Below are 21,200 nucleotides of genomic sequence, written 5' to 3'. Positions count from 1 at the left end.
GTATCATCCTCCCATTCATGGCACTTGTACGGTGAGGCAGGTTATCAACGCATCCATTCTGGAGCATTTCTATTTTCTCCGATTCGAAGTTGAAAATCACTTTGAGTTAGTTGAAGTTTATGTGACCCAACCCAAAGGGGCCGTCGCAAAGCGTTTGATTGACCGTCAAGGTTACCGCAGCACCTTGCTGGAGAAGGTCGAGCTTGCGGTGGCGCTTGACGTGCAAAGGCGCAAGGTTGACGGCGCCGGTTTTCAGCAATCCAAATCCCTGGAGCGTCTGGCCAGCCTGCTTGACCAGCTGGGCCACGCCTGTCTGGAAGTCACGGATATCCGGTCGCTGGAAAAGCTGTCGAATAAAGACCTGAAAGGCGACCGCAAGGATGATCTCAAGAGCAATCTCAAGGGCTATGCCAAGGTCATTCGTTCGATTGGTAAATCGCTCAAGCTGGTGACTATCAAGCTGGATAACGCCAACACCCGTCAAGGCCTCAAGATTGGGCGCCGGATTCCCAAGCTGTTGGCCCGCCTGCCAGAGACTTCCAGTACCGGTGCCTGTGCCGTGCTGGATTTTCAGATCCGACGCATGGTGCAGCTGTTATCAGAGCTGGCCGATGCCTTACTGGCGGCCAACTTCGGCCCTGCGGTGCGATTGCAGAACTACAAGCAGCTCAAGAAGGCGGCCCATGCCATGGCGGATCAGGATGCCGGGTTCAGCGTTGAGCGCTTGGCGCTGACCCGCAGTGGCAGCACGATTGCTACCCTCAAGGCTGAGCATGCTGACGCCGGTGAAGTCATGGCCGTCTACAAGGAAGGCCAGAGCAAGAAGGTGATTGAAGAGCTCTCCGGGGTGGATCAGTGGAATCAGGTGTATCCCAAGGTGGCGCCAACGGTGCTTTCCCAGCATGTTGAAAAGGGCGATAAGCTGAGTTCCATGGTGATTGAACACCTGCCCGGACATACGCTTGAATCGCTGCTGCTCAACCATCAATGGGACGCCGCCCGTCAGCTGATCGACAAACTGCAGAAAACCCTGCGAAAAATCTGGAAAAGTTCCCGTACCGCTGAAATGGCGCAGCCCGGTTACATGCAGCAGTTGCGGAAACGCCTGCCGGAAAGCCGCCATACCCATCCGGGGTTATTCAGTGAAGGGCAGTTTATCTGCGGGCTGACGCGCCCGAGCTTTGATCAGCTGATTGATCATGTCGGCACCCTGGAGAAGCAGCTGCGGGCGCCGTTTTCGGTGCTGATTCACGGCGATTTCAACGTCGATAACATCATTTATGACGATCTCAAGGAGCGCATCTATTTTATCGACCTGCACCGCGCGTCTTACTCGGATTACGTACAGGATCTGTCCGTGCTGATGGTGTCGATCTATCGGCTGCCGATTCTGGATACCGCGCCCAGAGCCGAGCTGATGGGCCTGATCCACCAGCTTTATCAGTTTGCTCGCCGGTTTGCCAAGAGCCACCAGGACACAAGCTTCGATGCGCGCCTGGCGATTGCCCTGGGGCGCTCGTTTGCCACCTCCACACGCTTTATTTATGACAGGCAGTTTGCCAGCGCGCTGGCGCTGAGAGCTGGCTATCTGCTGGAAGCGATTACCCTGGTGAATCCGCACGCTCTCGATACCTACAAGCTGCCCCTTGAGGATATTTTTCATGATTGATAAGCGGATTGCCGTCATCGGAACGCCTGGAAAGTGGTCGACCGATGTCCTGGCTGACCATCTGGAAGCGCGCACCGGCTTTCGCTGCGTGGTGGATATGGCTGAGGTGGTGCTGGAACTTGAAACGGGCAAGTTACGTTACGGCGATATTCTGCTGAACGAACTGGATGGCGTCATTATCAAAAAGGTCAGTGAGACCTATTCACCTGCCGCCGATGACCGGATTCGCATGCTGGGCAGCCTGGAAGCCGATGGCGTGCGCTGTTTCAGCAGCCCAGGGCAGATAAGCCGTCTGATCAACCGCCTTGAAGGCACAGCGGCGCTGGCCTCGGGCAATGTCAGCCTGCCGCCCACCCGAGTGACTGAAAACACCGATGAAGCGCTGGAGGCGATCAGAGAGTTCGACAAGGCGATTCTTAAGCCGCTTTATTCCACCAAGGCGCGGGGTATGGTGGTGCTGGATGTGGCCAACGATGAGGCAACCAACCGACGCAAGCTGGATGCTTTCAGAGACAGGCACGGGCTTTTTTACCTGCAGAAATTTGTCAATCTGGGCGGCCAGGATCTGGGAATGGTGTTTATCGGCGGCGAATACCTGTGTACTTATGCCCGGGTGAGCGGCGCCAATACCTGGAACACCACTATTCATAGTGGGGGCAAGTACCAAGCCTATCATGCCAGTCCTGAGCTGATTGCGCTTGGCCGCCAGGCACAGGCCTGTTTTGAACTGAGCTTCACCACCGTGGATATTGCCCTGACCGATGAAGGGCCTGTGGTGTTTGAAGTCTCTGCTTTTGGTGGTTTCAGCGGCGCGCTCAAAGGCTGCGGCCTCGATGCTGCCGGGGCGCTGTGTGATCACGTACTGGCCGAGCTGCAGGCTGATAACCGGGAGCCTGCCTGATGACACTCAAAATTGATGCCCTTGTCTGCCAGCCTCTGGCCAGCCTCAAGGCCAGCTGTACCGTTCACCTGTTACTGCCTTTTCAGGGGCTGACCTTGCAGATATGGGCCGATAATCCGCGCATTCTTGAGTTGCTCAAGCAGTATTATTCAGGCCTGACCGCGAGTATTCCGAGTGAGAGCCAGCCGGTGCAAGCGGTGTTCCTGATTGATCAGCAAGCCAACACCCAAGGCATTAACTGGACGCCGGCCAAGCGTAACAAACCCAGCCCGCTGGGTCTGAAAGAAGCCTACTGGGATACCTCTGAGGGCCGCTGGATTCATAAAGTCCGCACCGGCATGGTATTTCTCCAGACCCTGGACGCTCCGCTTGCCATGGGCGATCTGACCCGGCATTTTTCTCAGGTCGTCAATTTTATCAACAACCAGTTTCTCAATGTGCAGCAGCGCTGCGGCTATTTTCTAGGGCATGCCTCAGCCTTTACGGCCAATGGCCAGGCAACAGCGATTGCCGCCAGCTCAGGCGGTGGCAAATCGACCCTGATGCTGAAAGCCCTGGAAAACCCCGGCGCCCGCTTTCTGTCCAATGATCGTATCCTGTTCAAGCCCCAGCCTGAAGGATGCGCCACCGAGGTGCTGGGTGTGGCCAAGCATCCTCGGGTAAACCCTGGCACTCTGATCAGTTCAGCGCGGCTTGCCGGGCTATTGAGCGCTGCTGAGCGCGAGCGCTATGGGCAGATGCCGACTGCGCAACTCTGGGGCATTGAGCAAAAATATGACGTGCTGATTCCAGCGCTTTACGGTGATGATAAAACCACACTGTCAGGCAAGCTGAGTACTCTGGTACTGCTGGACTGGTCGCTTGAGGCTACTACGCCCACCGGGCTAAACCGCGTGGATATAGAGCAAACGCCTGAGGCGCTGGAGGGTTTGCGTAAAAGCCCTGGGCCGTTTTTTCAGAGTGGCGATGGCCACTTTCCCCCTGAGCAGGCGCCTTCCTGTCGCCTTTACGCCGACCAGCTGGCCGGCGTAAAGGTGTTACGCCTGAACGGTGGAGTGAACTTTGACCGCGCCATCGAACTGCTCAAGGCAGAAGGGCTTTTGGCATGAACGTGCAGCGGCTGGCGCTGATTCGCCACGGTGACTATGCCCAACGGGCAAAAACGCCCAGTGCGCTGCAGCCCTACCCCTTGACAGCAGAAGGCACAGCCGAGGTCAGGGCGCAGGCCCGTGCATTCGGCGACTGGCTGGCCGGGTCAGGGTGGTGGTTACGTAGCGATATTCACTGTTCGACGCTGTTAAGAGCCTGGCAAACGGCGGATATCTACCGCCAGGAGCTCGCCTCTTTTTTTACCGAGTCGCCGTCCGTCAACAGCTTTTCTGCCCTGTGTGAACGCAGCGTAGGGGCCGTGGCCAATCTCAGCGTTGGTGAAATCGAAGGTATTGTCGCCCAGGACCCACGCCTGGCGCCTTTACCAGTAGGCTGGAAATCCGCCAGCCACTTCAGGTTGCCCTTTGAAGGGGCAGAGTCACTGTTGGAAGCCGGCGAGCGGGTTGCCCAGCACTTGCAGGCGCTGCCTTCTGCTGCCGATGGCCAGATACAGCTGGTTGTTGGCCACGGTGCCTCTATCCGTCATGCCTGTTATCATCTTAATGTCATCTCTTTCGGCGATATTAAACGGTTGAGCATGTTTCACGGTCATCCGGTCGTTTTTGAAAGACAAGCCGTCGGCTGGAGGCGGCTTTATGGCAACTGGAAGCACCGTCAGGCGGCGGACCCACTCGACTAGAAGATGATGGCGACCATGACAGCATTCAACCTTATTCCACAGGTCAGCAGGCAGGCCTATCACAATGCCGTGCTGAGCCAGCTGCCAACCGAGTGGGCGCCCTGGCCGGATGACCCGACGTCCGTCAACCATGATGATGCGTTAGCCACCTTTCAGCGCCGCGCGCAGAAAAAGCGCTTTACCTGGCCCGCCAAACCGGTGGTGTTTATCTCCGATGCCCACGCCGATGCTGAAGCATTTGAAGCGTCCCTGTTAGCCGCTGGAGTCATCGAGCGTGACGGTGCTCAGCTGTGTGAATATGAACTGACCCGTTTCGGCAAGAAAGCAGAAATCATCGTTGGCGGTGACTGCCTGGACAAGGGGCCCAGCAACCTGATGCTGTTGCGCAGCCTGGCGCACCTCTACCGCCTCAAGGCCAATGTCACCCTGCTGGCGGGTAACCATGACCTGCGCCTGCTGATGGGCCTGCTGTCGCTGAAACGCGACACCGATACCGGCAGCCAGCACCTGTTTGTGCGTATGGGCAAGAAGGTCATTCCGCTGTTCAAGGAGGTTTTTGACCAGTATCTGGCGGATAGCCAATGGGACAGGGACATACCCAGTGAAGACGCTTGCCGAGAGGCGCTGTTTCCCAGTGATGCCTGGTTTGAAAATTTTCCCTTCTATGCAGCGGGGTTTCTGACACCAGAAGGCATCGACCGTGAAATCAGCAAGATGCACAAGAAAGCCGAGAACTTTGAGAGTCATTGCGCCAAAAATGGGCTCTCACTGCAGCAGGTGTATGCCGCAGCGATGAAATGCCGCTCACTGTTTCTCAAGCCCTCCGGTGAGTTTGGCTGGTTTTTCCGCCGCATGCAGCTGGTTAAAAAACGCGGCTCCTTTCTGTTTCTGCATGCAGGTCTGGATGATGCAATGGCCGAACTGCTGGCCAATCACGGCATCAAGCATGCCAACCGGGCGTTCAAAAAGAACCTGATGAGCCAGAACCTGTTCAGCTTCTACTATGGCTCGCTGGCCAATACCTTCAGAACCAAGTATCGCAAGGCTGACCTGCCGCTGACCCGGCACGGCGCCCGAGTGGCCAGAAAGGCCGGTATTCAAGTGCTGGTGCACGGGCATATCAACCAACATGGGGGCCAACGGGTCACGCTCAAGAATGACCTGATTCATATCGAGGCCGATATCACCCTGGATACCAACTCGCGGAAAAGCGAAGGACTCAAGGGAATAGGCGTGGGGGCGACGCTGATTGATAAAAAACGTGGCCTGGTGGGGTTGAGCGGCGACTATCCGGTGGCCAAGGTCTTCAGCCCCGGACGCAAGGGGAAGCGGTCGGGCAAGGCGTCATAACAAAATAGTTAAATGGAAAAGGGTTAAATGGATAAAGCCTTAACGGGGGGCCATCAATGAAGTCTAAAACCAAGTTCAGCCATGACTCGCTGCTTGACCGGGAAGCCACCCAGGAGCTGCTGGTGACTCTGGCCAAGGCCATCAATGAAGGCCATCTGGCATTTCAGGAAAGCGAAGATGATCTGGTGCTGTCGCCTCAGCAACTGCTGCAGGTTTCCCTGCGTGCCAGCGATGAAGGCGACAAGCAGGAAGTTGAAGTCAAGATCAAATGGCGCATCAAGGAAAAAGCTATCGCCAGTACAGCGCCGAAAATCAAGGTGGGCAATTGATTCTCCTGCGGCTGGTTTTCTTCTGATGGTTTACCAGGGCACGTTGCGCCGTCCGGTCTGAAACTCGACTACCTTCTGGTAGATTTCCTTCGCTCGAGCCAGGGCATCCTGCTCCATATCATCTAGCTGCGCTTCGCGGTTGCCCTGAGCGCCCTGGCTTTGTAGCAGCTCCTGGACATCGCTGCGGTAACGCTCCAGTAGATGGGTCAGGTTGGCATGGATCATCTGCATTTCCAGCATCAGCTTGCGCTGCATTTCCCGGTAACGCAGCAGATCGTTGGGGTGGCTGGCATTGTCGATCAGCGTATCCAGGGTGCTATTCACCAGGTTACGCGCCTGTTCCAGGCGGGGGATGATCACAAACACCACGTCATAAAGTTGAATCGGCGAGTGGTAAATCTGCATGGACATAGAGGTAAGGCCAACCTTGGGTGAAAGACCCCACAGTTTACCTTGCCGCCGCGCTGCAGCAAGGGGCGTTTAAACGCCGCTACCCAGGATAAACGCTTTTACAGACGTTGAGCGAAAGACTTGGCCAGAGCCGAGGGACATCAGCGTATCATGGGGTTAAGCGTTTAAAGAGGACGACAAACCATGATTCGAAAATCACCGTTGCTGAATGCCGTCCTTTTGTTGTTGCCCCGGCTGGCACACTTTGCCTGGCGTGTGCTGCGTCACTTTATAAAGAACCGCGGCATCCTGCTGGCCGGTGGGGTTGGCTATAACATCCTGCTTTCCATTGTGCCCTTGTTTGCCGTTTTGGTGGTGTTGCTGACTCACCTGGTGGATGAGCAGCATTTGCTCGGGGTTTTGGATGTTCAGGCGCGCCATCTTGCGCCCTCCCACGCGGATGTCCTGCTGGAGGCCGTGCGCGGCCTGCTGGATTCCGGCGATGTGATGGGCATTCTGGGCTTTCCGGTGCTGCTGCTGTTCAGCTCGTTCGCTTTTCGCATGCTGGAAGATGCGCTGGCGATCATCTTTCATGCTCCCGAAACCCCGCACATCAAGCGCAGCGCCTGGGTGTCCGTGATGTTGCCTTATGCCTTTATTCTGGTGCTGGGGGCGGGGCTGATGATGCTAACGCTGGTGGTAACCCTGGCCAGTTCACTGAATACCCTGGTGCTGGCGATTTTCGAGCGTGAGCTGCCATTGGCCGTGCTGTCTGAACCGGTGCTTAACCTGAGCAGTTTTGTTGGCGTCTTTTTACTGTTCAGTGCCATCTACAAGGTGCTTCCCGTGGTGCAGATTGCCCTGCGCCGGGCGGTGGTAGGCGGTTTTGTGGCCGCCTTACTGTGGGAAGCCGTGCGGCTTTTGCTGGTCTACTACTTTGCCAACCTTTCCTTTGTCAGCGTCGTTTACGGCTCCCTGGCGACTCTGGTGATTGTCCTGCTGAGCCTTGAAATCGGCGCTATCATCTTACTGCTGGGCGCCCAGGTTATCGCCGAACTGGAGCGCAATTCCCGGGTAGGCCTGCCTTGGTATCTTGACCCTGACCATCAGGCGGTCTCGCGGATTGAATAATCAGCGGTAATCCCAGCGGGCGGTGAGACCGTCAGAGACCATAAGGCATTCAAGGTGTCAGGTACCCCTCTGGCAATATCAGAGTTTTCCTGAGCTGTATTTTGGTGCAACGCAAAACCAGTGCTTGCCACCTACGCACCATTAAAAAGCAGTGTGTTACTTGCCTGGCTTGTAGATAACGTCTTGTCAGCGTTTTTTCATATTAAGTAACGTTTTGAATTGCCAGTAAATTAACCTATTTTAGCCATTGTGGCGCGCTCCTTGCTCAGTCTGTAGGACTTTGCCGGCATCCGTGTACTGGGTGCATCATTTCAAGGCCCTGTTTTCAGGGCGAGGAGCTTTGCATGTCTTCACAGGCCGTTTCGAACTCTCATCAGCTTCACTCTCACGCTGTTTCTGGCACGCCCCGCTATTCAGGCGTCAAGCGTAAGCTTTCCATGACGCTGCTGGCGGCTGCAATTGCCGCAACGGGCACCCAGGCGCTGGCCCAGGATGATGACCCGATCAAGGTGGGTATTCTGCACTCGCTGTCTGGCACCATGGCGATCAGTGAAACGGTACTCAAGGATACCGTTGAAATGCTCATCGAGCGTCAGAATGAAGCGGGCGGCCTGCTGGGGCGTGAACTTGAGGCCGTCGTGGTGGATCCGGCATCTGATTGGCCGCTGTTTGCTGAGAAAGCCCGCGAGCTGCTGGCCCAGGAAGAAGTCGATGTCATCTTCGGTAACTGGACGTCAGTCTCGCGCAAGTCGGTGCTGCCGGTAGTGGAAGAGCTCAATGGCCTGCTGTTCTACCCGGTGCAGTATGAAGGCGAAGAATCTTCTGGCAACGTCTTCTACACCGGCGCGGCGCCCAATCAGCAGGCGATTCCGGCGGTGGATTACCTGATCAATGAAGTGGGTATCGAGCGTTTTGCTCTGGTGGGCACCGACTATGTCTATCCGCGTACCACCAACCGTATCTTGAATGCCTATCTCCAGGAAGAGCACGGTATTGCCGAAGACGACATCATGGTCAACTACACGCCGTTCGGCCATTCCGACTGGCAGAACATTGTTGCCGAAATTCGCCGCTTTGGTGAGGAAGGCAAGCGTACGGCAGTGGTTTCTACGGTCAATGGCGATGCCAACGTGCCCTTCTACCGTGAGCTGGCCAACCAGGGTATTGATGCAGGTGATATTCCTGTCGTGGCCTTCTCAGTGGGCGAGCAGGAGCTTTCCGGTATTGATACCGCTCCGCTGGTAGGTCATCTGGCCGCCTGGAACTACTTCATGAGCGTAGACACCGACGCCAACTACGATTTTATCGATGCATGGATCGAGTACACCGGCGATGAAATGGCGGTTACCAATGACCCCATGGAAGCCCACTATATTGGCTTTAACATGTGGGCCGAAGCGGTGCGCAAGGCGGGATCTGCTGAGGTGGATGCGGTCAAGGAAGCCATTATCGGTGTGACGGTGCCCAATCTCTCTGGTGGCTATGCAGCCATGATGCCCAACCATCATATTACCAAGCCGGTGCTGATTGGTGAGATCCAGGATAACGGCCAGTTCGATATCGTCTGGCAGACACCGTCTACCGTGGTTGGCGATGCCTGGTCTGATTACCTGCCGGGCTCCCGCGACATGATCAGCGACTGGCGCCAGCCTCTGGTCTGCGGTAACTACAACGTGGTGGAAGGCAGCTGCGGCGGTGGCGAGGAAGCCGACGAGTAAGTTCTAACCCACCCTGCTGTGTGACTTGCCCCGCCGCTGTGCGGGGCAAAGCCACTGTTTCTCCTTTCCCTATCCTGTTTTCTGAGGAAGAAACCCTATGCGGCGATTTCTTTCCTGGGCGCTGTGCTGTGTGCTCTTGCTGGCGGTGACCTTGCCCGCCCAGGCCCAGCAGTCCCCTCAAACCGATGATGAAGCAGCGCTGGCCTTGCTGACGGCGCTGGATGTGGATTCCTTTGCTGACAAGAGCGATGCCATTATCGCCATCCTGCAAAGCGATGACGAGCGCGCCCGTGACTGGCTGCAGGCACTGCTTGACGGCAAGCTGCAGCGCACCGATGAGGGCCGCTTTGTGGTGGTGCTCAATAACCGCGGCCGCGATTGGCCGGTTGAAGATGCCTTGACCGGCGAATCACTCGGCGAGATGTCGCGCCGCGATCTGGAGCGTGTTGGTATCAACAATGCTTTGCGCAATCAGCTGCGCAGTGCCATCGCCGTGGTGGATCTTTATTCGCCGAATGTAGAACGGCGGCGCACCTCGGCTGATCGTCTGCTCGGCGAAGTGGATGGCGACATGGTCGATACCCTGACGCCACTTATCAGCGAGGCGGACGATGACTATGTCCGCAACCGCTTAACCCAGGCCGTCGCCATTTATCGTGCCGAGCAGGGTGAAATGGCAGGTGTTGAAGCTCTGACAGGAAGCCTTCATCCCCGCGCCCGTGTGGCTCTGGGCCGTGCTGCTGAAAGCGCTGACCCTCAGGTGGCTGAAGCCGCCAGGGCCGCCCTGACAAGTATTGAGCAGAACCTGAAAATCAACCGTGGCCTGGAAACCCTTTACTTCGGGCTGTCGCTAGGCTCGGTACTGGTGCTGGCGGCCATCGGCCTGGCGATTACCTTCGGCGTAATGGGGGTCATCAACATGGCGCATGGCGAGCTGATCATGCTGGGGGCCTACACCACCTGGATGATGCAGCAGCTGCTGCCGGGTCAGCCCGGCATGGCGCTGATCCTGTCTATTCCCGCGGGTTTTATGGTGGCTGCCCTGGCGGGTATCGCCATTGAGCGCGGGGTGATCCAGTTCCTCAAGGGTCGCCCGCTGGAAACCCTCCTGGCTACCTTTGGTATCAGCCTGATTCTTCAACAGCTGGTGCGCACCGTCATATCCCCGCAGAACCGTACCGTGATCACCCCGGAATGGATGAGCGGCTCTCTGGTGGTCAACGATGCGCTTTCGCTGACCCTTAACCGTCTTTATGTACTGGGCTTTGCTCTGGTGGTGTTTGCCGCCCTGATGCTGATCATGCGCCGCACCCGTCTGGGCCTTGAAGTGCGCGCCGTGACCCAGAACCGTGCCATGGCACGTTCCATGGGCATTCGCGCCACCCGCGTCGATATCATGACCTTCGCGCTGGGTTCGGGCGTGGCCGGGCTTGCCGGTGTGGCGCTTTCACAGCTGACTAATGTCGGCCCCAACCTCGGCCAGAACTACATTATTGATTCCTTCATGGTGGTGGTGTTTGGCGGGGTCGGTAACCTGTGGGGCACCCTGGTGGCAGGCATGTCGCTGGGTGTGATCAATCAGGTCATCGAGCCTTGGGCGGGTGCGGTACTGGCCAAGATAATCGTGCTGGTATTCATCATCCTGTTTATTCAAAAGCGACCCAAGGGGCTCTTTCCCCAGAAGGGCCGCGCGGCGGAGGGCTAGGCAATGCAAGCGATGGATTCTGCACAGCGGTTCTGGCTGACCCGCCCGTTTTTTGAGCGCGCTACACAGCTGTTTCTGGGCGTATTGCTGGCGGCGCTGATTCTGGTCACTGTGCTGCACGTCATGGTGCCCGAGGGGCATCCGCTTTACGTCAGCGCCTTTACCGTCAACCTGCTGGGCAAGTACTTGAGCTATGCGCTATTGGCGGTGTCGGTGGATCTGGTATGGGGCTACCTGGGGATTCTCAGCCTCGGCCATGGGGCGTTTTTTGCCATCGGGGGCTACGCCATGGGCATGTACCTGATGCGCCAGATTGGCGACCGCGGCACCTATGGCGACCCCATCCTGCCGGATTTCATGGTATTTCTCAGTTGGGACAGCCTGCCCTGGTACTGGCTGGGTTTTGACATGGCCTGGTTTGCGTTTCTGATGGTGCTGTTGGCGCCTGGCCTGCTGGCGCTGGTGTTCGGCTTTCTGGCCTTTCGCTCCCGGGTCACCGGGGTTTACCTGTCGATTATTACCCAGGCGCTGACCTTTGCGCTGATGCTGGCGTTCTTCCGCAACGAGATGGGGTTTGGCGGCAACAATGGCCTGACTGATTTTCGTGAGCTGCTGGGTTTTGATCTGCGCAGCGATGCCACCCGGCTGGGTCTGTTTATCGCCACCGGGGTGGCGCTGGCGCTGGGCTATATCCTGTGCCGGGCGATTGTCACCAGCAAGCTGGGGCGGGTCAGTGTGGCCACCCGGGATGCCGAGGCACGCACGCGCTTTCTGGGCTATCGGGTCGAACGCTTCCAGCTGTTTGTGTTTGTGGTCTCCGCCATGCTGGCGGGCCTGGCCGGGGCGCTCTATGTGCCTCAGGTGGGCATTATCAACCCCAGCGAGTTCTCGCCGATTTTCTCGATTGAGATTGTTCTCTGGGTAGCGTTGGGGGGCCGGGCCACCCTGTATGGCGCTGTGATCGGGGCATTGTTGGTCAACTATGCCAAAACGGTGTTTACCGGTGTTATGCCGGATGCCTGGCTGTTTGCCCTGGGGGCCATGTTTGTGCTGGTCACCGTCTTCCTGCCCAAGGGCGTGGCAGGGTTATTCCGCTATCTCAAGCGTAAGCAAGGTGACGACCACTCACCCAAGGAGGCAGCCGCATGAGCTTTTTGCAATCGCTTACCACCCGGGACAGGGTGTTTGACTTTATGGCGCCTCAGACGTCGCCAGTAGATGTGCGCCATGGGCCGATTCTGTATATGGAGGATGTCACCGTCAGCTTTGATGGCTTCAAGGCCATCAATAACCTCAACCTGACGATCGATGATGGCGAGTTACGCTGCATTATCGGCCCTAACGGGGCGGGCAAGACCACCATGATGGATATTATCACCGGCAAGACGCGCCCCAACCAGGGCAGCGTCTGGTTTGGTAGCCGCCATAACCTGCTGCAGATGAACGAGCCGGATATCGCCAGCCTGGGCATCGGCCGCAAGTTCCAGAAGCCTACCGTATTTGAAGCACTCAGCGTGTTTGAAAATCTCGAGCTGGCGATGGCTGCCGACAAGCGTATCCTGCCTACCCTGACGGCGCGCCTAAGCGGTGAGATCAAGGACCGTATCGAGGAAGTGCTGACCACTGTCGGGCTGATGGAGCTGCGCCATCGGCCCGCGGGGATTCTTTCCCACGGCCAAAAGCAATGGCTGGAAATTGGCATGCTGCTGATGCAGCGTCCGCGCCTGCTGCTGGTGGATGAACCCGTGGCTGGGATGACCGAGCAGGAAATGGAGCGTACCGCCGAGCTATTGACCAGCCTGGCAGGCCAGCAGTCGGTGGTGGTGGTCGAGCACGATATGGGCTTTGTGCGCTCGATTGCCCGCAAGGTAACGGTGCTCCACCAGGGCAGTGTGCTGGCCGAGGGCAGCATGGATCAGGTATCCAGCGACCCCAAAGTGGTGGAAGTGTATCTGGGTGTGGACGACGAGGAGGCGGCCTGATGCTGGCAATTGAACAACTCAACCAGTTTTATGGCGAAAGCCACACCCTCTGGGATCTGGATCTTGAAGTGCCCGCTGGACAATGCACCTGCGTGATGGGGCGTAACGGCGTGGGCAAGACCACCCTGATGAAAGCCATTATGGGTGAAGTGGCGGTCAAAAGTGGCCAGCTGCGCTACCAGGGGAAGAGCGGCGAAATCGAGCTGACCAAAAAAGCCATTGAAGCGCGATCGCGGCTCGGCATTGGCTTTGTCCCCCAGGGGCGGCAGATATTCCCGCTGCTGACGGTTGAAGAGAACCTGCGCACCGGCCTTGCCGCGCGCAGCGATGGCCAGAAGAAAATTCCCGAACGCATCTACGAGCTGTTCCCGGTGCTCAAGGAAATGAAGCACCGCCGTGGTGGTGATCTATCCGGCGGTCAACAGCAACAGCTGGCGATTGGCCGCGCGCTGGTGATTGAACCGCGCCTGCTGATCCTTGATGAACCCGGAGAAGGCATTCAACCCAATATCGTCGCCCAGATCGGTCAGGTGATCCGCCAGCTGATAAAGGAGGACGGCCTGACAGTCCTGCTGGTGGAACAGAAGCTGCCCTTTGCACGCAAATACGCCGACCGCTTCGTGATCATGGATCGCGGCCGCCCGGTGGCCAAAGGTGACATTGGCGAGCTGTCCAACGAACTGATCAAGCAGCACCTGACGGTTTGATCGTTGCGAAGTTATACAGATGTAGCGTCACTTTAACGAAGAGCTCAAAACCTGTTTATCGAATGGGATAATCTTGAGGTATTAAACCTGTTGCAGGCAACTTATGTTGGGATGGTATAAGTTATTTATACCCACTTAATTTATAGTGCTGTGCGAGAGCTCACCTGCCAATATGAATGTCGTAATTCTACCGAAGGTTATCAGGACTCATCTGAACAGCGTGACGGTGATTCCGCCAATGAAAGTGTCAAAATCACCGTGAGCAGATATTCGCGCAGCAATCTCCCAACATGGACGTGAAGGTGATGTAAACCATGGTAAAAGACGAGCAGGCACTCAAGGAAACGCTTTATGGCTTGATCGAGCGCTGGGAAGGTGAGGTGGTCGAGTTCAAGCGTGGCGTTAAAGGATTCTCTACCTCAGATTTAGGGAAGTATTTTTCAGCTCTTGCCAATGCTGCCAACCTTAACGACAGCGATGTCGCCTGGCTGATCTTTGGCGTTGACGACAAAACGTATGCGGTTGTAGGTTCAGAATACCGCGAAGCATCGGGCACGCTTGAGCAATTAAAGATGCAGATTGCGGATGGCACCGAACCTGGCATTACATTCAGCGCCATTCATGAGTTGGTACTACCAGAAGGGCGTGTGGTGTTGTTTAAAATTCCTGCGGCCCCGATGGGTATGCCAATTGCCTGGCAAGGTCACTACTATGCCCGTGCCGGAGAAAGCTTGACTAGCCTGGGGCTTGACCAACTCGATGCCATTCGCCGCCAGACGGATAACACCGATTGGTCTGCCCAAGTTGTTCCAAATGCAACCATTGAACATTTGGATGTCGACGCGGTAGACAAAGCCAGAGCATCGTTTGCCAAGAAGTATACGAACCGTTTTGAGCATGACGAAGTGAAAGAGTGGCCGCTCGCGACCTTTCTGGATCGAGCCAAGCTAACGGTCGATGGCAAGATCACTCGGTCAGCACTATTACTCGTGGGCAAGGAAGAAGCAGCCCCCTTGCTATCTCCCCATCCAGCTCAATTAACCTGGAAGCTTGAAGGGCATGAGCGTGCTTATGAACACTTCTCGCCACCTTTTTTACTTACCACCACCCAACTGTATCAGCGCATCCGTAACATTCAGCTGCGGATTTTGCCGCAGGATGCCTTGCTGCCCGTCGAGGTCTCTAAGTACGACCAAAAAATAGTGCTCGAAGCCCTGCATAACTGCATTGCGCACCAGGATTACACTCGGCATGCGCGGGTAGTCGTGGTTGAGAAAGCAGACCGTTTGGTGTTTGAAAACGAGGGCAACTTTTTTGATGGGCAGCCAAGTGATTATCTGGAGGGCCATCGAGTTCCCAGGCGCTACCGTAACCCCTTTCTAACGCAGGCCATGGCCGAGTTGAATATGATCGATACGATGGGCTACGGCATTCACGACATGTTTGCCCGTCAGGCCAAGCGGTATCTGCCACTGCCCGATTATGACTTGAGTGAGTTGGGGGCTGTGAAGCTGCGGCTATACGGGAGTGTAGTGGATACATCCTACAGCCGTTTGCTGATCCAGAAAACTGACCTGGCATTAGTCGATATCTTGGCGCTTGATCGTATCCAAAAAAAATTACCTGTGGCCGATGATGCGATAAATCGCCTTAAACGAGCGGGTTTGATCGAGGGACGTAAGCCTAATTTCTATGTTTCTGCTCAAGTGGCTGGGGCGACATCAGGACAAGTGGGGTACATCAAGACCCGTGCCCAAGATGATGAATTCTACGCGAAACTGCTGAAAGATTATCTCCAGAAGTTTGGGCAGGCGAATCGAGCAGAGATAAATGAATTATTGCTTGATAAATTAAGTGATGGCTTAAATGACAAGCAAAAATACAATAAAATTAGCAGTTTGTTGACAAAGCTCAGACGGCGTAACGTTATTGTCAATAAAGGTTCTGATACCGCGCCAAGCTGGCACCTGACAGAGAGCTTTCAAAGAGATACATAGAGAAATACCTTAACGATTAATGATTAAGCTATAAAAATCAAACTGTTATTTATATTTTCAAAATAATAGTTGCAGAGAGCTTGCAGAGAGAAAGTATTAGTCAGCATTTCACCAAAAAGGTGCGTCGGCAATTTTTTGCTGCCCTTTATTGGTGCGTAAGCAATGTCTAAGCGTTCTAGTGTGTGTTTCTAACTTGCTGAATAAATTATAAAAAAGGTTTAATTGGGCGTTTTGGTACAGCGGTTGCTCTGTTCTGGTCAGATTCTTCAACGGATGGGACTTTTATGAGCATAGCGGCTGTGTCGGGTGGGCCATCATTGCCAACGTCCGGGCATCGTTTTGATAGCGAGCGCCACTGGGCGGCTTCATTGGCGCTGCGCTTTGCTAACCGTGATGAGGTCACCCGTTTAGTGCAGGCGCGCCATCAGGGGCCTTTACGGGTTCAGCGCTCCTTTTATCCGGAAGGCCGCACCCAGGCGTGTCATGTCTATGTCCTCCATCCCCCTGGGGGCCTGGTCAGCGGTGATGCCCTGACCATACGCGCGGATATCGAACCCGGTGCCCATGCGCTGCTGACCACCCCCGCCGCCAACAAGCTTTACAAGGCCGACAGCCAGGGCGTTGCCTGGCATCAGCAGACAACGCTTAACGTTGAGGATGGCGGCATTCTTGAATGGCTGCCCCAGGAAACCATCGCCTTTGATGGCTCCAAAGGCACCCAGCGCACCCATATTGCCCTGCAGGGCAGCGCCCGCTGCCTGGGTTGGGAAGTCATGGCGCTGGGCCGCCCGGCCAGCCAGCTCCCCTATGCCTTCGGGCGCATTGAACAGCATTTTCGCCTCACCCTGGATGGCAAGCCGCTATGGCTGGAGCGCCAGCCCCTGGACCCGCTTCACCCGCGTTTCAGTGGGCGCTGGGGGCAAGGCGGTGCGACGGTGCAGGCCACCCTGTGGGCGGTGGGCGTAAGTGATGCGAGTAGCGCAATTGATGAACTCAGAAACACCTTGCCGGATAACCCGCGCTGGGCGGTCACCGTGCGTCATGGTGTCCTGCTGCTGCGCTACCTGGGGCACTGCCGCAATGAAGCCTGGGCACTGTGCGAACAGGCCTGGCAGCTGCTGCGCCCGCGCTGGATAGCGCGCGACGCCCATACACCCCGTATCTGGTTAACCTGACCCGATGGACTGCTGGAGACATGCCCGATGGAATTGACCCCACGCGATAAAGACAAGCTGCTGCTGTTTTCAGCCGCCCAGCTTGCCGAGCGCCGCCGTGCCCGTGGCCTCAAGCTTAACTACCCGGAAGCCGTGGCGCTGATCAGCTTTGAGATTATTGAAGGTGCCCGCGACGGCAGAAGCGTTGCTGACCTGATGAGTTATGGCCGCGAGATTCTCAGCCGTGACGATGTGATGGAAGGCGTTGCTGAGATGGTCGATGAGGTTCAGGTGGAAGCTACCTTTCCGGATGGCACCAAGCTGGTCACCGTCCACACGCCGATTAGCTAATGATCAACAATCAGGAGGGGCCATCATGATTCCCGGTGAGTATCAGTTAAAGGACGGTGATATTGAGCTGTGCGCAGGCCGCGAGCGGATCACGCTGGAGGTAGCCAACACCGGCGACCGGCCTATTCAGGTGGGGTCGCACTACCACTTTGCCGAAGCCAATCCGGCACTGGTGTTTGAGCGCAGTAAAGCGCGTGGCCTGCGCCTGGATGTGGCGGCGGGCACCGCTATCCGCTTTGAGCCAGGCCAGACCCGTGAAGTCACCCTGATTCCCTTTGTCGGCAAGCGTCATATCTACGGGTTTCGCGGGGATGTCATGGGCCCCCTGGAAATGGATGCTCAGCAAGGAGACAGCCAATGAAGCCGGTCAACAAGATCAGCCGTCAGGCCTACGCCGATATGTATGGCCCCACCGTGGGTGACCGGGTACGCCTGGGCGATACCGAGCTGTGGATTGAAGTCGAGAAGGACGCTACCCACTACGGCGATGAAGTGAAATTTGGCGGCGGCAAGGTGATCCGCGATGGCATGGGGCAAAGCCAGCAGCATAGCGAGGCCGTTATGGATACGGTGATCACCAATGCCTTGATTCTCGACTGGTGGGGTATCGTCAAGGCGGATGTTGGCTTGCAGAAGGGGCGCATTGCGGCCATCGGCAAGGCCGGTAACCCGGATACCCAGCCGGATGTGGAGCTGATCATCGGCCCCGGTACGGAAGTCATCGCCGGGGAAGGCAAGATCCTCACTGCGGGTGGTATTGATGCGCATATCCACTTTATCTGCCCCCAGCAGGTAGAAGAAGCGTTGATGAGCGGCATTACCACCATGCTGGGTGGCGGCACTGGACCTGCTACCGGCTCCAATGCCACCACCTGTACGCCGGGCGAATGGCATATTGGCAAGATGCTGCAGGCCGTGGATGAAATGCCGATGAATATCGGTTTTCTGGGCAAGGGCAACGCCAGCCTGCCGGAAGCGCTGGAAGCCCAGCTGGAAGCGGGTGCCATAGGCCTTAAACTGCACGAAGACTGGGGAACCACCCCGGCGTCGATTGATAACTGCCTGAGCGTGGCCGAGCGTTACGATGTGCAGATCGCCATCCACACCGATACCCTTAATGAATCGGGGTTTGTCGAGGATACCCTGGCGGCTTTCAAGGAACGCTGCATTCACACCTACCACACCGAGGGCGCTGGCGGCGGCCACGCGCCGGATATCATCACCGCCTGCGCCAAGCCCTATGTGTTGCCGTCCTCCACCAACCCGACCCGGCCTTACACGGTCAATACGGTGGATGAACACCTCGATATGCTGATGGTGTGTCACCACCTCGACCCCAATATCCCCGAAGACGTGGCCTTTGCCGACTCGCGCATTCGCCGCGAGACCATTGCCGCTGAGGATATTCTCCATGATCTGGGGGTTATCTCGATGATTGCCTCTGATTCACAGGCCATGGGCCGGGTAGGGGAGTCGATCTGCCGAACCTGGCAAACCGCCCACAAGATGAAGGTGCAGCGTGGCCTCTTGCCGGAAGATGAAGCCTTGGGCGCCGATAACTTCCGCGCCAAGCGTTATATCGCCAAGTACACCATCAACCAGGCGCTGACCCACGGTATTGCCCATGAAGTCGGCTCGGTGGAAGTCGGCAAGATGGCGGATCTGGTGCTCTGGAAACCGGCCTTTTTCGGCACCAAGCCAGCGATGATTATCAAGGGCGGCATGATTGCCGCTGCCCCCATGGGCGACCCCAATGCCTCCATCCCCACGCCCCAGCCGGTGCATTACCGCCCTATGTTCGGTGCCTTTGGTCGGGCTGCCAGCCAGACGCGAGTGAGCTTTGTCAGCCAGGCCGCGTTGGACGCAGGCGTCAAAGAAAGGCTGGGGCTTGCAAGCCCCTTGGCCGCCTGCAAGAACGTGCGCGAGATACGCAAGCAGGATATGAAGCTCAACGATGCCTGCCCCGAGCTGAGCGTTGACCCGCAGACCTATGAAGTGCACTGCAATGGTGAGCTGCTGACCTGTGAGCCGGCGACCGAGCTGCCGCTGGCCCAACGCTACCACCTGTTCTAGGTTCATTTTGTCCCAAGCCTGTTTTTATTTGAGGAGCCGCTATGTTGAAACTGATAGAACGCCTGGGGCCAATAGACGCAAGCGCTGCCAGCGATACCCTGACACTGCCGTTTGAACTGCGTATTCGCGGTCGCCTGAAAGCGCAAAGCGACAGCGGCCAGCCGCTGGGGCTGTTTCTCGACCGTGGCCCGGTGCTGCGTGATGGCGAGGGCTTGAAGGCTGAAAGCGGCGAGGTGATCAGGGTGCGTGCGGCCATTGAACCGGTGGTTACGGCAAGAGTCAGTGCCGGCCTGCCGCTGGCACGGCTGGCCTACCATCTGGGCAACCGCCATGTGCAGCTGGCTCTGGGTGAGGATGCCGACGGCGGCTGGGTACGCTTTCCGCCGGATCACGTCCTGGAGGAGCTGGCGGTGTTACTCGGCGCCCGGCTTGAACACCATGATGCCACCTTCGACTCCGAGTCAGGCGCCTACCAAGGCGTCGGTGGACATGCTCATCATCATGAACACGGCCATGAGCACGAACACGCACACAGCCACCCTCATGAGCACCACCATGAACATGCTCACTGAACCGGGCGTGCCTGCCCACCAGGATGATCAGCTGGCGCTGCTCGGCCTGATGCAGCTGGTCAGCCCGGCGTTGCCGATTGGCGCTTTTGCGTTTTCTCAAGGGTTGGAAAGTGCCTTTGAACTCGGCTGGGTGGAAGGTGAAACCAGCCTGGCCGAGTGGCTTTCCGGCGTGCTGGAAGATGGCCTGACCCGCTGTGAACTGCCGCTGATTGCGCGTTTGTACAGTGCCTTTGAGCGTGGCGACCACGCTGCGGTTGCTGAATGGGACGATTGGCTAGCGGCGACTCGCGAAACTGCCGAGCTGGCAGCCGAAGACAGCCGTCTAGGGGCTTCTCTCAAACGCCTGTCGGGCAGCCTGGCATTGCTGCCGGATAACAACCTGCTGCCTGAGCAGGCAGGGTACGTCACCTGGTTTGCCTATACCGCCTACCTCCGTGGTGTGCCGGTGCATCAGGCGCAGCTCGGGTTTGGCTGGGCCTGGCTGGAAAACCAGCTGGCCGTGGCCTGCAAGGCGTTGCCGTTAGGGCATACCGCTGCCCAGCGGGTGCTTGAGGTACTGCGCATGGAACTTGTCGCGGCGGTGGAGCAGGCCCAACAGCTTGACGATGAATACCTTGGCCCGGCCTTGCCCGGTGTCGCCCTGGCCAGTGCCCTGCACGAAACCCAGTATTCACGTTTATTCAGAAGTTAGACGCTTAACAAGCCGCTTTAATGAGGAGACAACCATGACCCACTGCTTACGCGTAGGAGTCGGCGGCCCGGTTGGTTCGGGTAAGACCGCGCTGCTCAAGCAACTCTGCCTGGCGCTACGGGAATACTACGATATTGCCGTGGTCACCAATGATATCTACACCCGTGAAGACGCTGACTTTCTGCTCAAGCACGATGCCCTGCCAGCGGATCGTATTCTCGGGGTGGAAACCGGTGGCTGCCCGCATACCGCCATCCGTGAAGACGCCTCGATGAACCTGGCTGCGATTGATGACCTCCAGGCGCGTCATCCCAAGCTTGAACTGGTGCTGGTGGAATCCGGCGGCGATAACCTGTCGGCCACCTTTAGCCCTGAGCTTTCCGACCTGACCCTTTACGTGATTGACGTGTCCGCGGGTGACAAGATCCCACGCAAGGGCGGGCCGGGTATCACCAAGTCAGACCTGTTGATTATCAACAAGATTGATATTGCTGAGCAGGTACACGCCTCCCTTGAGGTGATGGAGCGTGATTCGAAAAAGATGCGCGGCGAACGCCCCTTTGTGTTTACCAACCTCTACGACGGCGTCGGACTTGAAGAGATCATCCGCTTCATTCTCGATAAAGGCATGCTTGATGAGCGTCGCCCATCCGCCGCCAGTGCTTGAACTTTCCATAGATTAAATCACTTT

Annotated in this window: 21 protein-coding genes; 20 read left to right on the top strand and 1 reads right to left on the bottom strand. The window is 57.0% G+C overall.

Annotated features, from left to right (window positions below; all coding sequences use genetic code 11):
* Positions 1 to 121 precede the first annotated feature (121 nt).
* Genes OR573_15310 through OR573_15285 form a run of 6 tightly spaced genes read left to right on the top strand, consistent with a single transcriptional unit; the run spans position 122 to position 6,038 of the window.
* Entirely contained in the window at positions 122 to 1,669 is a 1,548-nt protein-coding gene (locus OR573_15310) for an aminoglycoside phosphotransferase family protein (GenBank protein XGA79825.1), read from the top strand.
* Positions 1,662 to 2,570: a GAK system ATP-grasp enzyme gene (locus tag OR573_15305; GenBank protein XGA79824.1), complete on the top strand. Its 909-nt coding sequence runs from the start codon at positions 1,662 to 1,664 to the stop codon at positions 2,568 to 2,570. The genes OR573_15310 and OR573_15305 overlap by 8 nt, the downstream gene beginning before the upstream one ends.
* Complete coding sequence (locus tag OR573_15300) at positions 2,570 to 3,679, top strand: HprK-related kinase B (protein XGA79823.1); 1,110 nt, start codon at positions 2,570 to 2,572, stop codon at positions 3,677 to 3,679. The genes OR573_15305 and OR573_15300 overlap by 1 nt, the downstream gene beginning before the upstream one ends.
* A complete protein-coding gene (locus tag OR573_15295) occupies positions 3,676 to 4,359 on the top strand; it encodes a histidine phosphatase family protein (protein ID XGA79822.1) in 684 nt (227 codons plus the stop codon). Before OR573_15300 ends, OR573_15295 begins: the two co-directional genes overlap by 4 nt.
* A 15-nt stretch (positions 4,360 to 4,374) precedes the next feature.
* Positions 4,375 to 5,709, top strand: coding sequence for a metallophosphoesterase family protein (locus OR573_15290; protein ID XGA79821.1), 1,335 nt, complete (start codon positions 4,375 to 4,377; stop codon positions 5,707 to 5,709).
* A gap of 56 nt (positions 5,710 to 5,765) precedes the next feature.
* The gene (locus OR573_15285) at positions 5,766 to 6,038 is read left to right on the top strand and encodes an amphi-Trp domain-containing protein (protein ID XGA79820.1); all 273 of its coding nucleotides are present in this window, start codon (positions 5,766 to 5,768) and stop codon (positions 6,036 to 6,038) included.
* Positions 6,039 to 6,068: 30 nt separating this feature from the next.
* Here the strand turns inward: OR573_15285 and OR573_15280 are convergent, their stop codons facing one another.
* A complete protein-coding gene (locus OR573_15280) occupies positions 6,069 to 6,449 on the bottom strand; it encodes a hypothetical protein (protein XGA79819.1) in 381 nt (126 codons plus the stop codon).
* 183 nt (positions 6,450 to 6,632) lie between these two features.
* Between OR573_15280 and OR573_15275 the strand changes: the two genes are divergently transcribed.
* From OR573_15275 to ureG, 14 genes are all read left to right on the top strand, one after another.
* Complete coding sequence (locus OR573_15275) at positions 6,633 to 7,559, top strand: YihY/virulence factor BrkB family protein (GenBank protein ID XGA79818.1); 927 nt, start codon at positions 6,633 to 6,635, stop codon at positions 7,557 to 7,559.
* Between the two features lie 437 nt (positions 7,560 to 7,996).
* Entirely contained in the window at positions 7,997 to 9,277 is a 1,281-nt protein-coding gene (gene urtA / locus OR573_15270) for an urea ABC transporter substrate-binding protein (protein ID XGA81767.1), read from the top strand.
* Positions 9,278 to 9,374: 97 nt separating this feature from the next.
* On the top strand, positions 9,375 to 10,982 hold the full coding sequence (gene urtB, locus OR573_15265) for an urea ABC transporter permease subunit UrtB (GenBank protein ID XGA79817.1): 1,608 nt from the start codon (positions 9,375 to 9,377) through the stop codon (positions 10,980 to 10,982).
* A gap of 12 nt (positions 10,983 to 10,994) precedes the next feature.
* On the top strand, positions 10,995 to 12,131 hold the full coding sequence (urtC, locus tag OR573_15260; GenBank protein ID XGA81766.1) for an urea ABC transporter permease subunit UrtC: 1,137 nt from the start codon (positions 10,995 to 10,997) through the stop codon (positions 12,129 to 12,131).
* The gene (gene urtD, locus OR573_15255; GenBank protein ID XGA79816.1) at positions 12,128 to 12,964 is read left to right on the top strand and encodes an urea ABC transporter ATP-binding protein UrtD; all 837 of its coding nucleotides are present in this window, start codon (positions 12,128 to 12,130) and stop codon (positions 12,962 to 12,964) included. The genes urtC and urtD overlap by 4 nt, the downstream gene beginning before the upstream one ends.
* On the top strand, positions 12,964 to 13,671 hold the full coding sequence (gene urtE, locus OR573_15250; GenBank protein ID XGA79815.1) for an urea ABC transporter ATP-binding subunit UrtE: 708 nt from the start codon (positions 12,964 to 12,966) through the stop codon (positions 13,669 to 13,671). The genes urtD and urtE overlap by 1 nt, the downstream gene beginning before the upstream one ends.
* 314 nt (positions 13,672 to 13,985) lie before the next feature.
* Entirely contained in the window at positions 13,986 to 15,668 is a 1,683-nt protein-coding gene (locus OR573_15245) for a putative DNA binding domain-containing protein (protein ID XGA79814.1), read from the top strand.
* Between the two features lie 284 nt (positions 15,669 to 15,952).
* Positions 15,953 to 16,843: an urease accessory protein UreD gene (locus OR573_15240; GenBank protein XGA79813.1), complete on the top strand. Its 891-nt coding sequence runs from the start codon at positions 15,953 to 15,955 to the stop codon at positions 16,841 to 16,843.
* Between the two features lie 27 nt (positions 16,844 to 16,870).
* Positions 16,871 to 17,173: an urease subunit gamma gene (locus OR573_15235; GenBank protein XGA79812.1), complete on the top strand. Its 303-nt coding sequence runs from the start codon at positions 16,871 to 16,873 to the stop codon at positions 17,171 to 17,173.
* Between the two features lie 25 nt (positions 17,174 to 17,198).
* On the top strand, positions 17,199 to 17,534 hold the full coding sequence (locus OR573_15230) for an urease subunit beta (GenBank protein XGA79811.1): 336 nt from the start codon (positions 17,199 to 17,201) through the stop codon (positions 17,532 to 17,534).
* Positions 17,531 to 19,246 carry an urease subunit alpha gene (gene ureC / locus OR573_15225; GenBank protein XGA79810.1) on the top strand — a complete coding sequence of 572 codons (1,716 nt, stop codon included), beginning with the start codon at positions 17,531 to 17,533 and terminating at the stop codon, positions 19,244 to 19,246. The genes OR573_15230 and ureC overlap by 4 nt, the downstream gene beginning before the upstream one ends.
* A 41-nt stretch (positions 19,247 to 19,287) precedes the next feature.
* Positions 19,288 to 19,818: an urease accessory protein UreE gene (locus OR573_15220; GenBank protein ID XGA79809.1), complete on the top strand. Its 531-nt coding sequence runs from the start codon at positions 19,288 to 19,290 to the stop codon at positions 19,816 to 19,818.
* Positions 19,802 to 20,509, top strand: coding sequence for an urease accessory protein UreF (locus OR573_15215; protein XGA79808.1), 708 nt, complete (start codon positions 19,802 to 19,804; stop codon positions 20,507 to 20,509). The genes OR573_15220 and OR573_15215 overlap by 17 nt, the downstream gene beginning before the upstream one ends.
* A gap of 34 nt (positions 20,510 to 20,543) precedes the next feature.
* Complete coding sequence (gene ureG / locus OR573_15210; protein XGA79807.1) at positions 20,544 to 21,176, top strand: urease accessory protein UreG; 633 nt, start codon at positions 20,544 to 20,546, stop codon at positions 21,174 to 21,176.
* The last annotated feature ends 24 nt before the right edge of the window (positions 21,177 to 21,200 follow it).

Source organism: Halomonas sp. CH40 (genome assembly GCA_041875495.1).
GTDB lineage: Bacteria > Pseudomonadota > Gammaproteobacteria > Pseudomonadales > Halomonadaceae > Vreelandella.
The sequence above is the reverse complement of the archived record's forward strand: the minus strand, read 5'-3'. Positions and strand labels throughout refer to the sequence as shown.